This is a genomic window from Mesorhizobium sp. WSM4819 (assembly GCF_055811215.1).
The window spans coordinates 76,906-90,943 of sequence record NZ_JBVVQO010000030.1 but is presented as its reverse complement, the minus strand read 5'-3'; the positions used below and the strand labels follow the sequence as shown (position 1 = coordinate 90,943).

9 protein-coding genes and 1 pseudogene are annotated in these 14,038 nt (G+C 60.1%); 4 read left to right on the top strand and 6 right to left on the bottom strand.

Annotated elements, in window-relative coordinates; all coding sequences use genetic code 11:
• Positions 1 to 1,168: 1,168 nt before the first annotated feature.
• A complete protein-coding gene (locus AC0L18_RS23685) occupies positions 1,169 to 2,335 on the bottom strand; it encodes a DUF418 domain-containing protein (RefSeq protein ID WP_473494386.1) in 1,167 nt (388 codons plus the stop codon).
• Between the two features lie 1,673 nt (positions 2,336 to 4,008).
• Here AC0L18_RS23685 and AC0L18_RS23680 point away from each other — a divergent pair.
• Positions 4,009 to 4,542, top strand: a complete 534-nt coding sequence (locus tag AC0L18_RS23680; RefSeq protein ID WP_473494385.1) for a redoxin family protein — start codon at positions 4,009 to 4,011, stop codon at positions 4,540 to 4,542.
• Positions 4,543 to 4,722: 180 nt separating this feature from the next.
• On the top strand, positions 4,723 to 6,132 hold the full coding sequence (rpoN, locus tag AC0L18_RS23675; RefSeq protein WP_473494384.1) for an RNA polymerase factor sigma-54: 1,410 nt from the start codon (positions 4,723 to 4,725) through the stop codon (positions 6,130 to 6,132).
• Here rpoN and AC0L18_RS23670 read toward each other — a convergent pair.
• The 5 genes and pseudogenes from AC0L18_RS23670 to AC0L18_RS23650 all read right to left on the bottom strand — a co-directional run bounded on the left by AC0L18_RS23670 (position 6,111) and on the right by AC0L18_RS23650 (position 12,003).
• Positions 6,111 to 6,752, bottom strand: coding sequence for a nitrogen fixation protein NifQ (locus AC0L18_RS23670; protein ID WP_473494383.1), 642 nt, complete (start codon positions 6,750 to 6,752; stop codon positions 6,111 to 6,113). The genes rpoN and AC0L18_RS23670 overlap by 22 nt on opposite strands.
• 725 nt (positions 6,753 to 7,477) lie before the next feature.
• Entirely contained in the window at positions 7,478 to 8,047 is a 570-nt protein-coding gene (locus AC0L18_RS23665) for a nuclear transport factor 2 family protein (RefSeq protein WP_473494396.1), read from the bottom strand.
• Between the two features lie 174 nt (positions 8,048 to 8,221).
• Positions 8,222 to 8,278: pseudogene (locus AC0L18_RS23660) on the bottom strand (ferredoxin); the annotation flags it as partial.
• A gap of 109 nt (positions 8,279 to 8,387) precedes the next feature.
• On the bottom strand, positions 8,388 to 9,605 hold the full coding sequence (locus AC0L18_RS23655; protein ID WP_473494382.1) for a cytochrome P450: 1,218 nt from the start codon (positions 9,603 to 9,605) through the stop codon (positions 8,388 to 8,390).
• 1,336 nt (positions 9,606 to 10,941) lie between these two features.
• Entirely contained in the window at positions 10,942 to 12,003 is a 1,062-nt protein-coding gene (locus tag AC0L18_RS23650; RefSeq protein WP_473494381.1) for a hemin-degrading factor, read from the bottom strand.
• A 318-nt stretch (positions 12,004 to 12,321) separates the two neighbouring features.
• Between AC0L18_RS23650 and AC0L18_RS23645 the strand changes: the two genes are divergently transcribed.
• Positions 12,322 to 12,642 carry a HesB/IscA family protein gene (locus AC0L18_RS23645; protein ID WP_473494380.1) on the top strand — a complete coding sequence of 107 codons (321 nt, stop codon included), beginning with the start codon at positions 12,322 to 12,324 and terminating at the stop codon, positions 12,640 to 12,642.
• Between the two features lie 180 nt (positions 12,643 to 12,822).
• Positions 12,823 to 14,022 (top strand): cysteine desulfurase NifS, encoded by a 1,200-nt coding sequence (nifS, locus tag AC0L18_RS23640; protein ID WP_473494379.1) that lies wholly within the window; start codon positions 12,823 to 12,825, stop codon positions 14,020 to 14,022.
• Positions 14,023 to 14,038 lie beyond the last annotated feature (16 nt).

Genomic DNA, 14,038 nt, shown 5'->3' with positions numbered 1-14,038 from the left:
CTCGCTCGCTACAGCGCTGTTGAGGGCGCGCTCGCGAGCGGCTTCGCTATCGCCGACCTACACCACGCGGTGGGACACGACCACACCGCCGAGTGGGAAGCGCTTGCCGCCTGAAAAGGCGGCTAGGTCATGACTAGGCGGTCTTGTCGATCTGGGTGGCGTCCCAAGCTGAGTGCAGGTTAGTGTTGAACGGCAGGTCTCCGTTCACCCCCTCCTGGGTGGTTACCGTGACATCGATGCCGTCCGCCGCGTTCGTCCTTGATCGGGTGCAATAATCGGTGGGGATCTCCGACGAGGTGAAACCAGGAACTCAGCGCCGCTCCCGCTGTTCCATCTGTGCAGTGGCACAGCTGACGAGCGCGAGTTCCCGATCGCTGCGATGATGCAATGACGCAGCGCCGGGTCGGGTGTGCAGTCGCGAGTCGGGCCATAGCCTGTGGCTGCGGATGGTATTTGACGACATGCCAACGAGTAGTTTTCCGGTCTTGAGCGCGTTCGTCATCGGCCCAACTACCGCTGGACGCGGCCTACCCGGCCCCAGGATGGCTTCGAACACCGACTGTGGCCGCTTCGTTCAAGCGATATGGAATGGCCAGACGTCCCCCAAGCATACGCAGTAGAAGTTGCCGCAAGACGAGTCGTCGGCGGATCTTGTTGGCAGCTCGTAGGGTCCGTTTGCCCAGAGATCGCCTACGACGATGGAAGGGCGCTGCATGCTGCTGCACTTCCGCCCAAAGAAGGGAAGCGAATGCCATTTGCGATACACCGGTGGCCCATCCGCAAGCTCTACCAAGCCAACGACCCGGCACGGTACGGTACGGTACGGTCCCGTCAACCGACAGCGACGTTTGTCAAGCGCTTGCGCGCATGGCGCCGCCTGATCTCAATGCGAGTTCGTCTTCAGCGGCGGAACGGGCGTATTCGCTAGGTTGACAGCCTCCTATCGTGGAGATCGACAGGGCTTCGCTCAATCCGAAAGTAAGGACTTTCGCGATCCATCAAACACACCGCGCACACTGCGCCAGGATACTCGGATTTCGTATCCTGAAAGCGGCGCGCGGGCCAATGGTTTCAAGGCGGCGGTAGCCACCACCATGGCACCGAGCAGGCGCGATATTTTAGTTGTCGTATGTCGGCCCATCCGGTCAGTCGCTTTCTTTGGCGAGCGTCACTGTCGATCCGAAAGTCGGGCCGACGTGATGCTCAGCGGACGTCGCGTCGCTCGATCTGCGATCCAACCCATCAGCGCTTCCATCGGTCCTCGGTGGAAGAAGCGCAGCCAAAGCACCGCGAAAGCGCTTACAACCACGATCAAGCCAAAGAGCGCGGACAGCGAGTGAGGTTCTCCAAGCATATATATTCCCTGAATATGCAGAAGATAGGCCGTCAAAGGCATCGAGCCGACCGCGATTATTGGCGAGACCAGCTTTCGAACGAACGGGAGCGCATCCATAGCAAGCGAGCAAGCCGCCACGATGATCATTGCGCAACCGGCGCTGCCAAAAATCCAGAACGTCGTCTCGCTATGAGGCGAGGCAAGCCATAGCCAACTCGCTGTGAGATCGTCCAAGTCCAGCCGCCACCAGAAGTGGGGAGTGAGGTCAAGTTCCCGCAAATCGGCCAACTCGGCGCTTACACCAGGCATCAAATGCAGCGCGAGCGAGGATCCCCCAAAGCCCAACACGGCCAGCGCGACGCCGGCTACACCAAGGCGCAAATGCATTGCGCGCGTGCGAAGGTCAAAGCGCGCAATGGCCATGCCTGCGATCAGCAAAGGAACCCAGGTCAAGGCGGGATAGGTGCCGCTGACCAGGAGGGTGAACAGCTCGGGGTCCGAGCTCCCGGAGCCAAACGTTTTGAGAAGGAGGAAACGCACCTGCGGGAGAACCAATGCTGCCACCGCCGCGATCAACCCGAGCCGCTGTGCGCTTAGCCGATATAGCGGCAGGACCAACAGGAAGCAGACTCCGTAGTATGCCAGAATGACGGAGACCGGCACCTTGACATAGGTCAGGATTTCGCCAAGCGCGAGCAGAATAAGGGCGCGAATTGCAACCTTGGCAATGGCATGTCTACCGGCCAGCGCCGATTTCGGCGGGTTGCGGCCGGTAATCAGGATGAGCGAAAAACCCGTTAATACGGCAAACAGGACGGACGAGCGCCCAAAGGGGAAGGCCATCATATGACCGACCAGTCCTTCGCCCCTGCCGGGACCCACATGGACGGCATACATGCCGAAGACAGCCAAGCCGCGAGCAAGGTCGATGCCGACCAACCGAGCTGCAGCCCACCCATCTCGTGACCCGCTCTCGAAGATGCGGTGCGGCAGTGCCATGGTGGATTCCTTCGTTGGTTGTATTCATCGCGGGACCCGCGATAGGAGGGCCCGTCGGCTACTGCCGTGGTCTCGCCCGAGGGAGCAAAGCTCGTGCCAATCTGGCGGATCGAGCTACAGCCTGCGGCAAACACAGACTTGGGTCGCCGAGCCTGTTGGCGCGGACCTGACAAATCCGACACACAAGGTGTCGCAGCCGACGTTTTCACGGATGGGCGGCGGCCCGAGAGACCACAGAAGACAGTGGATTATCCGACCAGCACGCCGCGCGGGCCTCAGTAATCGCGGCCAGCTTCAGCCCTCTGGTGAAACCTGTATGCCTAGCCACCGTGACAGATCACCTTCAAGATTCGCCCGAACAGAAAAGAGTCCAAACGATCGAGGTCCAGCGCTTCCTGGACCTGCAGTGCCGGCGGCGGAAGCCGCTTGCCTCGGTGCCACCGGTGGCAAGCACCCGGCCGGAATTGAGGCCATCGGCTCACCGGGGCCGTCCACCTGAGTCGGAATGGGCTAGCCGAGATGGAAGCGCGTCGTGCTCGACAAGAGGGGAATCGCTAATGATCTGACGGGAGGACGCGTGAAAGGGGTCGCACGTTGTCCTGATGTTGCAAGGTGTCAGGGCAACGGCTTCACCGCGATTAGCATGTCCGCCAGCTTCATGGCATCGAATTCGTCCCACTGGCGGAGCCGACGAGCTTGGGAGGTAGGGCGAAATCTGCTCTTCATGAGCCGTTTGAAGGTCAGGCAGCGTATGTTCAGCAAACTTCGACGCGAGTTGGCGAGACCCGTCAAATCATCGTCTTGAAATGCCGACGTTAGGGCGCAGCCGAGGCTCTCGCTCGAATTGCGGACGTGCCACCGACAAGATCATCGACCGCAATTTGCGTGCCCGGTTGGCGCTCCGTTGGCGTTGCGCCCCTTCCCGCTAACCAGCGGCGGCTTGGCGACCTTTCGGTCGGCCTTGCGACAAATCTCGTTCCGTTTCCGACACAGAGGTTTCGATGGGCGCACGGCGAAGCCAATTGGAACGCCAAGCGTGTCATGATCGTGGCCGAGCCAAATTCGATCGTCATCGACGCGGGATCATGGCGATCGCCGAAGAGCGGCCGCCATGAATTGCTGCCACAGGCGTGCGTTCGCGTCAGTCATGCCTCTGCGAACACGGCTACGGCGCACACCGTGCCCCTTCGCTGCGGTGATGCCCGCGGCTGCGCCGGGGCATGGGCCTGCGCTGTGTGGTGCATCGTTTGCCAGCCGGCGGAAGCGCGAACATCCGCGCTACACACCTGACGGCTATGGCGCGCATCCGGCTTGGCGAAAGACGTCGTCCGAACGGGAAACTTTGGTGCAGAAGCAGCTTCATTGCAAATGGCACGCCTCTTGCTGCTCGTGCGCAGAGCCCATTGAACACGATGAAAGCCGATACCGAACCATGGCTGGCACACGAAGCTCTAAACGATCGACAAAGGCGGCGGTGGTTATCCTCGCTGAGCACTGGGCATCGCCCGGTTTGGAGATCCGAACATCTGGAGCCGGGCCGTTTCCCATACACCGGAACGGGGAAAGGATCGGGAGCCGCGTAGGCATTGTCTCGCGAAGGGCAGCACCACAGCGCGGTATGCGCCAGCCTCAGTAAGATTTCAGTGCGCCAGTTTCTTCAAAGGAGCAAGTTGATGACCGGTCAAAAGAAGGTCCCATTCGTCACATTTCTCACGCGTGTTCGCGATGATTCAGTCCAGGGGCCAAATCCATACCGTTGGGAACAAAAAACATCCGACGACTACTTTGCCGACAAACGCGTCATCCTGTTCTCCCTGCCTGGCGCTTTCACCCCGACCTGCTCGACCTACCAACTGCCCAATTTCGAAGATCTCTACGAGGATTTCAAGAAAGAAGGAGTTGACGCGATCTACTGCCTCTCGGTCAACGATGCCTTTGTCATGAATGCATGGGGAAAGTCCTTGGGGCTGCAGAAGGTCGAACTGATCCCGGACGGGTCTGGCGAGTTCACGCGCAAAATGGGCATGCTGGTTGCCAAGGACAATCTGGGCTTCGGTATGCGCTCCTGGCGCTACGCGGCTCTGCTCAATAATGGCGTGGTGGAGCAGTGGTTTGAGGAGGAAGGTTTCTCCGACAACTGCGAGACCGACCCCTATGGCGTCTCATCCCCGCAGAACGTCCTTCAATCATTGAAGGACGCTGCGTGACCTGGTGCACATCGACCATGCGCAACTGCTTTTTGGACGACACTGTGTGCAGAGCGCAAAGCTCTGGAGGCGCGCGGCCCGTGAGGTCGTTCAAACGTGACGCGGCTTAGAAGCGTCAACCTGTGAGTGATCTAATTAGCCACCGCCAAGAGCTTCTTTGACAGGAATACCGAACTGACCATGAAATCGTCCTTCAGCCTACTTCAGAAACAGTCTCTTGCGGCATCGCCTCAACTCATCGAGTCGATTCGCCTGTTGCAGCTGACGCATGCCGAACTGCATCAGTTCGTGGACCAGGAGCTCGAGAAAAATCCACTTTTGGAGCATGCGCCAAACGACGAAGGCCGGTCTGGCGAGGTTGAAGGACCGACCTGGGCAGGGTCCCCGGACCTGCCCAGACAAGGGAAATCCCAGTCCAACACGACGAACACCACGCCGGGCGAGCGTCCTGCCTACGAGGAGTTTGTCGCCTTAGCTGAAACGTTGCACGACCATGTCGCTCGTCAGATCTCCCTCACCGCCTTCACACCGCACGAGCGGCTGATTGCTCATCAGCTTGCCGGGCATCTGGATGACACTGGCTATCTTCGGGTAAGTCCTTCGGACTTGGCTGACACCCTAAACGTCGGGCTGGCCCATGTGGAACGGGTGCTGGGCGTCTTGCAGCACCTCGATCCACCGGGAATTTTCGCACGATCGCTCAGCGAATGTCTCGAGATACAGTTGCGCGAGCGAAACCGGTTCGACCCGGCGATGGCGGTTTTGGTTGCCAACCTTGAGATGCTTGCGCGACGCGATTTTCAGACATTGAAGCAGCGTTGCGGCGTCGATGAAGAAGATCTTCTCGACATGCTGCAGGAAATCCGTGCGCTTGACCCCAAGCCTGGAAACACTTTCCAGTCGGGAACGCCGGAATGCGTTATACCGGACGTATGGGTCCTGCGCTCGCCAGGAGGTGGATGGCAGATCGAACTTGATCCGAACACGCTGCCCAAGGTGCTGATCAACCAAAGCTATGTCACGGAGGTTTCCTGCCGAGCCGCCAAAAAATCGAAAGACATGACGTTTCTCAATGAATGCTTGCAAAACGCAAACTGGTTGATCCGCAGCCTCGATCAGCGCGCCAAGACGATCCTTAAGGTTGCCACCGAAATCGTGCGCCAGCAGGATGCCTTTCTGGAATATGGCGTCGCCCACCTACGGCCTCTCAATCTCAGGACGGTCGCTGACGCGATCAACATGCATGAGTCGACTGTAAGCCGGGTGACCTCGAACAAGTACATGGTTACCCCACGCGGCGTGTTCGAACTCAAGTATTTCTTCACTGTCGCGATCGCCTCCTGTGAAGGTGGTGACGCGCACTCCGCCGAAGCTGTCCGCCATCGGATCAAAGCGATGGTCGCCGAAGAATCGCTTGATAACATGCTTTCTGACGATGACATCGCTGACCGGCTCAAGGAATGCGGCATAGATCTCGCTCGCCGCACGGTCACCAAGTATCGCGAGGCGATGAATATTCCCTCCTCCATACAGCGCCGCCGGGAAAAGCGCTTGTGGCGCGACGGCGATCAAGGCCTCAAGGCCTCATGACCAAAAGTGGCCTCTAAATCAAACGTGACGCGTTCTTCACATTCGCCCCCCTCCGGGCCGAAGCAACCGTCGAAATCGCTACATTCCCGGCAATTGGGCGCAGTGCATAGCGAAAACCCTTCGGCCTCACAGAGTCTTCGGTAAAAGTACTTCTTCCATTTCATGTTTCGGGTATTGCCGGCCGCAAGCATCGGAAAATGCGTGGCGAGCAGGCGGTTGAGCTCGGCCCGATTGAGAAGACCAAGATCCTGCCAAAGATGGTCATCGCGCATGGCACGCCGGGCGACGATCTTAGCGAAGCGCACGCTAGCCGGGTCGCTCGGCCGGGCATGCGCCAGCAGAAGGCCGCGCAGAAGTTCTTCCTCCATGCCCGGCTCAGGATCGCTGGCGTCTTCCAACGCTAAGGCTGCCATAGCGGTTGCGGACAAACCCCGGGGCAGGACCTGGCGCAGTTCGGCGAGGGAAAGCCCTGTTGACTCCGTCGCTGTCGCTTCGCCAGCCTCGACCTCCTTGAGCGCACACGAGAGAACGCAGGTAAGGACATGCTCGTCGAACCCCCTCTCCGGCTCGACGGTGGGGCATTGGCCGGCGCCGACACATGCGTCTTTATGGGCGGACATGATCCCGTTCTCCTGGTTTGTTCTCGTCATGCAGCGGCCCTGCCGCGAGCACATGTGTCTGACTAGGGGACGCGCCGGCGCAGGCTCGACCCCATACAGCCCAATACAGCGGGCCGCGGGTCGACCGCCATGACCACGCCTTGAGCTCGCCTTCGAAGCCACCGCGCTACCGTCGCAAGCGCGAGGACTTCACCCTGGGTTAGACTCGGTGAAGGGACCGCGCTCGAGCAGACCCCTTCAGCAGCGGCATTACCCCGTGCAAGCAAAGCCTCGGCAGGTGAGATATTCGGGCAGCCCGTCAGGAGCCGTCCACGGTGACGAAAGCGCTAGTCATCAGAGGCATCTAGAGCGTCCGGTCATGAGCGGCCGGTGGACGTTCGTTTATGCCATCTGAACGGCCAAGAAGCCGCAAGAAGTACAACCCGTTGCGAACTCAACCCGCGCATGACCCAGCGCGTTGTTGATGGCGGGAATGGTCTGGTCGAACCACAATTCGGTCTGTTAGCATTGTCCCTGGTCGAAATCTTCCAACTGGCTCGGTAACACGATCTGACCCGGTTCAGGATCGATGAGCGGCTCTGCCAAGCTTCAGCAAATCGATGCACACCGGCGTCCCTGGTGCGCTCGTGGTGGCAGAGCAGAGCGCTGTCACAGTCACGCCGTCGCGGGGTCCCTGCCGGCCGGATCTTTACTTTGCAGGGTGTCGCTGTGCCGTTACAAAGTATTCATAGTCCGTCGTCCCACTGATGCGGTTCCGAAGCTGTGAAGGCATTGTCGTGAGAAGCAGTGCGAGGCTTCCCGAGCGCATAGACCGGATCGTCCGGATACGGTGTTCCGATCGGCTGTCGCGTGCCGAAGCGTTCTGCCTCCAGCACCGACGATGGGATCTGCTCTTCGAGCCAGTCATACACGACGGTGCGTTCGGCAATCCGCCACTCCCCTGCCCTCTTTTGAAACAGATCGCAGTAGCGCCCACATAGAAGCTTCTGGCGTACTTCTCCGTCTTTGTCGGGTCCGCGTTGCAGCGCGGTGAAATAGCTCTCGACCGTGGCCTCCGCCGCGTTGATGAATTCGATCAGGATGTTCGTGATCTGATGGATGTTGCGCGGTCCGGTCTTGAAGACATCCAGCGCATACCGAATGAAGCCCTCGGCCGAGCCGCGATACGCCCCGTGGCTGTCATGCGCGTCGGGCCAGTACGCGCTACGCAGCACCTCCTCATCGGCGCGGTCTGTCCCGCGGCAATACCGGTAGAGGCAGTCGCGGATCGCCTCGCGGTCGAGCAGTTCGACAATTTTTGCTTGGCCCGTCTGGTCTGTCGCAAATTCCGCGGTTCTGACGTGTTCCGGGACCTCTGTCTTCGGTTTGAGGGTGGCCTCCGAAACGATTCGCGCAGCGGGTGGATCGTCGATTTCCAGCGCAAGTTCGGGGCAGGATCGCACCCCATCCGACGCAAGCACTTGCTCCCCGTCCGCAACCTCGATGTCACCGGGGAGGATGTAACCCGCCTCATCCAGCTTGAACACTGCCGGCGCTCGCGCCGAGCATTGCGCATGACCCTGGCATCTGGCTTTGTGGACGATAATGCGCAAGGCGAGCTCCAACGTCTGTGTCCCCGGCTCACGCCGGGCTAGGTCAGGCCCAGTCCAGGATCAGATTTTCGATCCCGAACACATGGCCGCCATGGGTGATGGGTGCTGTTCCCTCCTTGATCCGAAAGGGCGGCAGGCGCGCCAGCCATTCCTCCAGGCCAATGACAATTTCCCGCCGGGCGAGATGTGAGCCAAGGCAACGGTGGGGACCATAGCCAAAGGCGGCGTGGCGGTTGCCCTCTCGCGTCAGATCGACCGTGTTGGGGGCCTTGAATTCCGCGGGGTCACGATTTGCAATCATCGTGGCGCAGGAAACATAGTCGCCCTTGCGGATCGGCGCGCCTTCGAAGTCGATATCTTTCCGTGCCACGCGGATCAGATGGACGCTCGGATAGGCGCGCAGCAGTTCTTCGGCTGCGCGCACGATCCGGTCCGGTTCTTTTCGGAGCAATTCCTGATCTTCCAGGTTTCGCGCGAGATAGGCCAAGTCAAAGCCTATGGCTGTAGCGACCGTGTCGAGCCCCGCCACCAAAATGAGCACGCCAATGCCACGGACCTCCTCGTCTGTCAGCCCGCGGCCCTCGACCTGTGCCTGCACGATGAAGCTCATGAAATCGTCGACGGGCTTTTTACGGCGCATCGCCGCTAGTTCGTCAATGAATGCCACAATCGTCCGAGCCGCCGCCGTCCGTCTCACATCATCGCCGTGGAGCAGATCTTTCGCCCAGGCGACAAATGTATCGAGACGGTGATCCGGCAGTCCGAGGAAGCGAAGGAAGATGCTGACCGCGAAAGGATAGGCGAAATCCTTCATGGCATCGCAGCTTGTGCCCGACGAGGCGATCCTGTTGATAAGCGTTATCGCTCGCTCGCGGATGGTCGGTTCCAATTCCGTTACACGCTTCGGCGAAAACAGCGGATTGAGCAGTGAGCGAAAGACCCCATGGGAAGGTGGATCGAGTTCGAGCGGGATCGTCGGCCAGTCTTCGCCCAGTGCGGATGCGAAGATGTTGCGATGACTGGAAAAGTTTTCGGTCTCCTGCAGCACCCGGCGCTGATCTGCGGCGCGAGTGATGACCCAAGCACCCTGCCCGGTACGCGTGTTCCAGGGCGAATAAAAGATTGGCGGTCCGGCATGCACGCAAGCGACTGCTGCGTGCGGGTCGCCGTTGGGCGTCGGTGACATACCTGGCGAAGTAAAAAGGCTGAAGTCGCCCACCATTTCCGGCGGGACATGATCTGGAGCCGGGTTGGTCGCCATTTGGTTCTCCTGGGTTCAGGCGTTTACGCGCTCGACTGAGATCGCAAGGCTGTTCGCCACCGCTGAACTCCGCAACGCACGGCCGACATCGCCTCTACCATCGAGCAAGTTGCGTGCCGAGTAAGCGCACCATTGGCGCTGCTCATATCTGTGTTGTAGCGGCCCTTCTGAGGCTACCCTTGGTAGGGATTTCGACATTCATGACCGTTCCAGACACGACAAAGTTTGCGGAAGAAAGCTAACGAGGAGCCGAGTGAAAGAGGCTGAGTATCGAACGAGGTCACCTGCAAGAGAGGGTGTAGCTCGGCGGTAGCGAAGCCGCTCGCGAGCGCGCCCTCCACAAGCGCTGTAGCGAGCGAGCGGCTTCGCGTCGTCATCGACACTCCGTCGGTAAGGTCGGGTTGCTGACCCCACTAATTTCGAAGGACGGTCGATGACCGACGACATGGTGAACCGGCGCGCTCGTGGAGAAGGCTCCGGATCCTGATCTCTTGCGCGAGATGGATTGGATTGCCGTCGAGCAGCTGAGCGAGCCGGAGACGGGCCGCGATCGGCCGCGCCTATGGCAAGAACAAGGTCCACGTCCGCCGGCGCCGAGGCCATCAGGGCGCCCGCAAATAGCTCACTGCCGAGATCGGCAGCCCCACATACTTCTGCGTCAGGATCACATCGGCCTGGCGATGGCGATCGCCTTGTCGGGCATCTGCTGGTAGCCGGAGAAATCCTCGACCGCACTGGTCGCATCGGCAACCTAGCCGTTGACTGCTGTGTTGCTGCTCTTGGCAAGAATCTATCCGCGCTGAGCCGATAGCGCGAACAGGATGCGCTAAGCGTTCTTTGATAATGCGGGCTGCTTTGGGGCGTGTTCAGCTTTGCATCCGTCTCGGACGTTACCTTTTCGAGCTTGGCATGAGACGCCGAGGGCTCTTGCCGGCGAAGGATCATTCGAGATGCCTTTGTGGAGGCCGTCCTCTGGAATCTTGACGGAGGGACCAATCGACTTCACTTCGAGCAATTCCTCCCGCCCGCTGCCGTACATCCGGGATGTTGGACAATTGACCGACAACACACCCGTCCGGGCAGCTGACGCATTTGCCTGTATTGAGTAGCTTTACCGCGGAGTTCAGGTTGTGGCTCATCGCCACGGGAGCAATGATGGCGATCCTCGCCAAGCGCGGTGGCCCTCGGGAATGGCGCCTCCGATCGAGGTGATCCTCGGCGGGCCGCAAAAGGCAGCTGTGCCCTCGTTGGCCTCGGCAGGCAAAGCGGTGGTCAGCAAATCCAGAGTAGCGGCGCATGCCGAGCGAAACGGGAATCGATATGCATCGGCCTCACCTCAAGCGGCGGTTGAACGGGGAATGCGCGGCAGGTTCTCGGCCAGTAGCCGCCAGTCGTGGCGCTCGGGTTCGCCTTCCTTGCGCGTCCCGAAGAACTGGACGATCATCTTGCCATTGGCGCCATAGGCTTCGAGTGACGTGACGTGACCGTCCCTGGTCGGCTTGCGCACGGCCCAAACCTCACGGATGTGGTGGGCCCTGAGATGCAGGTGGAAAGTCTCGTCGAGCACATTGATGCAAGGCCCGATCTGCTTGACCGACTTGATAGGGCCGGAATGAATCTGAATGCAGCCACGATTGCCGACGAAGCACATGATCGGCATCTCGTCCTCGGCCGCACGATGGAACATGGCGCCAACGGCAGCATTGTCGAGCAGCCAGGCGTAATCCTGGCCGACCATGCGCACCGCCTGGCGGCGGCTGAGGTTCAGGGCCTTCAGCATGCCGAAGAACTGGTGCACGTCGGTCAGCCGGCTCCAGTGCTCCCTCAGGTCATCGACTGTAGCGGCTTGGTCCGCAATCTTTGCGACGTTTTCGGCTGACCTCCCCTCAACCGACACGATCGGCTCCTGGTTCGAGGATTGGAGCTCGTCTGTCAGTTTTTGATAGGCATAGAGGTTGGAGGACGACCTCAGATGCACCTTGTGCACTGCCTCGCCTGCGGCGTCGAAGAATTGCAGGCTGCGGTGGATCTCCCCGCCATCGCGTGTCTCGACCGCAAAGCCGTGCGCCCACACGTTCGCGAAGATGCGCAAATCAATGTCCTTGCCGAGCACCATGGCGTGACGCTTTCCGGTGAACACCTTATCGTAGATGCCTATCTTCTCATGCACGGCACTGGCATTGCGGGTCAGCGCCATCACCTCGCCGACCGCCTCGAGACCGGTCAGCATATCATTAACGCGTGGCTGGATGCGCACCGTGCCAAAACCGCAATGTGCCGCGAAAAGCTCCGCTTCCGAAATGCCCAATTGGGCGGCGAGATCGCGGTCGCGGATTGTAGGGCTGTCTTCGCGTGCCCGCCGGATTCTCTCCGGCGAAGGTTTCTCGCGCTGGTGCATGTCTTGACCCCTGGTTGCGCATACTGTCGGTTGGGCGTCTTCGCCCTCGCCAAAAAAGAGCTCAAAAGTCGTGCCAATTTCTCGAAGCGCTCGGAAACCGACTTACATGCCAGTTCACAGGGAACTTGAGCTCATCCCCCTGTGGCGGTCTCGACAAATCCGACAATACCTGTCGATTGTCCGACGCCTTCTCGGTAACAGCCGAACCAGAATCGTGGCCGCGTTGGCGATGTCGCACTGTCCGGAAACGGTTTTTCCCATTGGCACGGTCCATGCACGGTGATGCCCAAACCGTCACGCACTGAGAAGAAACGAGCGATGATTACGCTCACCGACAAGGCCGTTGCCGCCGTTAAAACCGCTCTTTCCAAGGCTAGTGAGCCGGCAGAAGGCTTTCGCATCATGGTCGAGGCCGGCGGCTGCTCCGGCTTCAAATACTCGATGGGCCTGGAGAGCGTCCCGCGCGAGGGCGACGCGATCATCGAGACGGATGGGATCAAGGTGTTCGTAGACGCCGGCACCCAGCCGCATGTAGCCGGCATGGCGGTCGACTTCGTCCTGGGTCTCGAAACCTCCGGCTTTGTCTTCGACAATCCGAATGCGAGCGGGAAGTGCTCCTGCGGCAAGTCCTGTAGTTGATTGCCGAAGAAGGAGAGAGGGCGCCTGAGGTGAGCTTGTCGGTGCGATGGCGGCCCAATCTGCGCCAATCTGGGGGCACCTGCACCGCTTCGGGATCGTCTCCGCCAGCAACGGCATGCGCAAGGCTCGATGCGACCGGGTTGCGCCTCACGTCATTCGATCCATTGAGGACCATAGCCCATGAAAGTTCTCTATCTCGACAACAACGCAACGACACGGGTCGATCCCGCGGTCGTTGAAGCGATGTTGCCGTTGCTTACGGGTCAATTCGGCAACCCTTCGTCGGCGCACGGTTTTGGCGCCCTTGCCGGCGCCGCGTTGAGCAACGCGCGGCGTCAGTTGCAGGCGCTGATCGGCGCGGAGTTCGACGATGAGATCACCTTCACCTCGGGTGGAACGGAAAGCGACAATGCGGCCATTCTTTCGGCGCTCGAGGTGATGCCTGACCGAACAGAGATCGTGACTTCCGCTGTCGAACATCCGGCTGTGCTGACCCTCTGCGCTCATCTTGAGGAGACGCGCCGCGCTAAGGTGCACAGGATCCCGGTGGACCGCCATGGCCGGCTGAACGTCGACGCTTACCGGGCCGTCCTCAACCCGAACGTGGCAATCGTCTCGATCATGTGGGCCAATAACGAGACTGGTACGATCTTCCCCGTCGCCAAGCTCGCCGAATTGGCGAAGGAAGTCGGCGCCCTGTTCCACACTGATGCCGTGCAGGCAGTCGGCAAGCTCCCGATGGACCTGAAATCAACCGCCATCGACATGCTGTCGCTCTCCAGCCATAAATTTCATGGACCAAAAGGGGCCGGCTCACTTTTCGTCAAGCGCGGCGTGCCGTTCCAGTCCCTGATCAAGGGGGGTCACCAAGAGAGCGACCGGCGCGCGGGCACCGAAAACACGCCCGGCATAGTCGGGCTCGGCATGGCCGCCGAACTCGCCTTGAAATTCATGGATGCCGAGACCACGCGGATAAAGTGGCTCCGCGACCGGCTGGAGAACGGGCTTGTCCAGCGTGTCCCAAACAGCTTCGTCAACGGCGATCCCCTGGAGCGCTTGCCGAACACCGCAAACATTGCCTTCGAAGGTATTGAAGGCCATGGAATCCTGCATCTCCTCAACCGCGAGGGTATCGTCTGTTCCTCCGGGTCCGCCTGCACATCGGGCTGTGCGGAGCCAAGTCACGTCCTGAGGGCGATGAAAATGCCACATCGGGCGGTCCGCTTCTCTTTCGCGCGTGACAACGGACAAGAAGAGGTGGACCGGGTGCTAGAGGTCTTGCCTTCAATTGTGGAGAAGCTGCGCGACGCCCACAGTTCCGGGTCGAATATACGGAGCGCCGAAGGCCTTCAATGCGTACCAGGTCTCAGCGGCAGATGAACCGGCGTCCATTCAT

Excerpts from the sequence above, each read along its gene's own strand:
- AC0L18_RS23655 (WP_473494382.1), bottom strand. The coding sequence starts at position 9,605 with ATGGCGACCAACCCGGCTCCAGATCATGTCCCGCCGGAAATGGTGGGC.
- nifS (WP_473494379.1), top strand. The coding sequence starts at position 12,823 with ATGAAAGTTCTCTATCTCGACAACAACGCAACGACACGGGTCGATCCC.
- AC0L18_RS23645 (WP_473494380.1), top strand. The coding sequence starts at position 12,322 with ATGATTACGCTCACCGACAAGGCCGTTGCCGCCGTTAAAACCGCTCTT.
- AC0L18_RS23650 (WP_473494381.1), bottom strand. The coding sequence starts at position 12,003 with ATGCACCAGCGCGAGAAACCTTCGCCGGAGAGAATCCGGCGGGCACGC.
- AC0L18_RS23685 (WP_473494386.1), bottom strand. The coding sequence starts at position 2,335 with ATGGCACTGCCGCACCGCATCTTCGAGAGCGGGTCACGAGATGGGTGG.
- AC0L18_RS23680 (WP_473494385.1), top strand. The coding sequence starts at position 4,009 with ATGACCGGTCAAAAGAAGGTCCCATTCGTCACATTTCTCACGCGTGTT.
- AC0L18_RS23670 (WP_473494383.1), bottom strand. The coding sequence starts at position 6,752 with ATGTCCGCCCATAAAGACGCATGTGTCGGCGCCGGCCAATGCCCCACC.
- rpoN (WP_473494384.1), top strand. The coding sequence starts at position 4,723 with ATGAAATCGTCCTTCAGCCTACTTCAGAAACAGTCTCTTGCGGCATCG.